Raw genomic sequence first — 2134 nt, 5'->3', positions numbered from 1 at the left:
GCTGGTGCGAGCGGGCGGCGAACGCGTCTTGATCGGCGCGCGAGATCCCGTTGATGCGGGCCATCTTCTCCGCGGACTCGCCCATCACCTCGCCGGTGGTGCGCTCGGCGATCTTGGGCTGGCGCGGCAGAATGTCGGTGAACGGCGCGAGCTGACGAACCACATCGAGGTAGTCCGTCGCCTTGGGCTTGCCCAGCGCGACCGGCGCGACCGCGTGCACGACCTTCTGCGGCAGCTTGATCTCGGCATTACTGGTGGAATCGCTGCCACCGGCGATCATGATGTCGTACTCGCCGCGTTCGATCGCCGCGGCCGCCGAGGTCACCGCCTGCAATCCGGACGCGCACGCGCGGGTGACCGTGTACCCCTCGCACCCGAAGTCCAGGTTCAGGTCGAGGGCGATCTCCCGCGCGATATTGGGCGCGTGACTGGGCAGCACGACGCCGCCCCAGACGATGGACTGGATCTCGCCGGGCGCGATCCCGGTCCGCTCGATCAGCCCGCGCACGGCCGCGCCGGCCAGGGCGATGCTGTCGAGGCGGGTGAAGTCGGTGAACGCGCGTACGAACGGCGTCCGCGCGCCCCCGACGACGACGGCTCGGTTGCGTTTGTCGGCCATGTGAGTCCCTTCGGAAGTGCTGCCGAAGACTCACAGTATCCGATACCGGCGGTTCTACATATCGGATCGACGCAAATCAGGAGGGCGTGATCTCGATGCCGATCGTGCCCGCCTTGCCCCGGCGCAGATTGCTGCCGAGAATCACGAGTGGGCCGGTCAGCCAGTACTTCTTGCGCAGCAACGAACGGAGTTCGTCGGTCTCGGCCGCGTCCAGCAGCCGGGCGGTGCCGGTCACGATGTCACCGTGCGCATCCCCGCGCACGGTGCAGGGTTGCACCGTCACCTCGGGGTTGCGCCGGACGCGCTTGACCTTCCAGCTGTCGGTGACCGTCCAGACGAACAGCTTGTCGTCGCGGGCCACCGCCCAGACGGGCGTTCCCACGGGCGTGCCGTCCTTGCGGAAGGTGGTGAGCAGTACGTAATTCGCGGTCGCCAGTTCGCCGAGGCGGTTCGTCATGCCCACAGCCTAATGGGCGCGGCGACCCGCGGCCGAGCGGCAAAAGAGTACGGGCGCTTTCGCGAAACTGTTCGTAACCTCTGGGGCGAATCGACTCTCTGGCGAAAGGCCGACGATGACCGATACCGCGGTGCCCCTGCTCTGGAGCGGCGACCTGCCGAGCACCCTCGAGTTCTACCGGGCGCTCGGCTACACCGTCACCCATGAGCAAACCCGCCCCTACGTCTACGGCGCGATCGAACAACACGGCTGCGCCCTGCATTTCGCGCCCGCGCCGCCGGGCATCGAGCTGCCGGTGGAGCATGCGGGCGCGCTGCTGATGGTCGACGACGTCGCCGCACGCCATGCCCAGTACACCGCCGCACTGCGCGCGCACTACGGCAAGATCCCGAGCAAGGGCTGTCCGCGGATCACCCGATTCCGTCCGGGCCAGTCCCGGTTCTCCCTGGTCGACCCGGTCGGCAACACCGTCCTGGTGATCCAGCGCGACGAGCCCAGCGACCTCGAGTACGGTGGCTCGCGCGAGCTGGAAGGGCTGGCCCGGGTGCTCGACAATGCCCGTATCCTGCGCGATTTCAAGAATGACGACCGCGCGGCGACCCGCGCGCTCGAGGCAGGCTTGCGCCGTTTCGGGGCCGCCGCGAGCGCCTTCGAGCGGGCCCGCGCCTACGCCGCCCTCGCCGAACTCGCTGTCGTCGCCGCGGACACCGACCGGGCCGCACACTGGAAATCCGAACTCGACTCGGTCGAGTTGACCGCCGAGGAGCGCACGGCGATCACCGCCGGTGCCTCCGATCTCCTCACCGCCTTGCTCACCGCGACCGACTGAACCGGGTCATCGGGGCGATCGGCCAGTAGGCTTCGGCTATGCGAGGTCGATGGCACGAACGCACCACCCGTGGGCGGCTGATCCGTTGTGTGGCAACAGCAGTCACGGTTGCCGCCGCCCTCGGGGTGGGCCCGGCCGGTCCGGCGCAGGCTGGTGCGCCGTCGTGCGCCGACGGTTGGCACGTCGACGTGCTGGCGGCCGACCTGGGTGGCCTGGAGAACCTCGAGTA

General features: G+C 68.9%; 3 protein-coding genes. 1 reads left to right on the top strand and 2 read right to left on the bottom strand.

Annotated elements, in window-relative coordinates:
- On the bottom strand, positions 1–619 hold a 619-nt coding region (locus ACFWF3_RS33415), incomplete at its 3' end, for a beta-ketoacyl synthase N-terminal-like domain-containing protein (RefSeq protein ID WP_379317945.1).
- A gap of 76 nt (positions 620–695) precedes the next feature.
- Positions 696–1076 carry a PPOX class F420-dependent oxidoreductase gene (locus tag ACFWF3_RS33410; RefSeq protein ID WP_379317943.1) on the bottom strand — a complete coding sequence of 127 codons (381 nt, stop codon included), beginning with the start codon at positions 1074–1076 and terminating at the stop codon, positions 696–698.
- 115 nt (positions 1077–1191) lie between these two features.
- Between ACFWF3_RS33410 and ACFWF3_RS33405 the strand changes: the two genes are divergently transcribed.
- Complete coding sequence (locus ACFWF3_RS33405) at positions 1192–1905, top strand: glyoxalase (RefSeq protein ID WP_379317941.1); 714 nt, start codon at positions 1192–1194, stop codon at positions 1903–1905.
- Positions 1906–2134: the final 229 nt, after the last annotated feature.

The sequence above is a fragment of the Nocardia sp. NPDC060220 genome, from assembly GCF_042727815.1.
Taxonomy (GTDB): Bacteria; Actinomycetota; Actinomycetes; order Mycobacteriales; family Mycobacteriaceae; genus Nocardia.
This window is presented reverse-complemented; position numbering and strand designations above follow the sequence as displayed.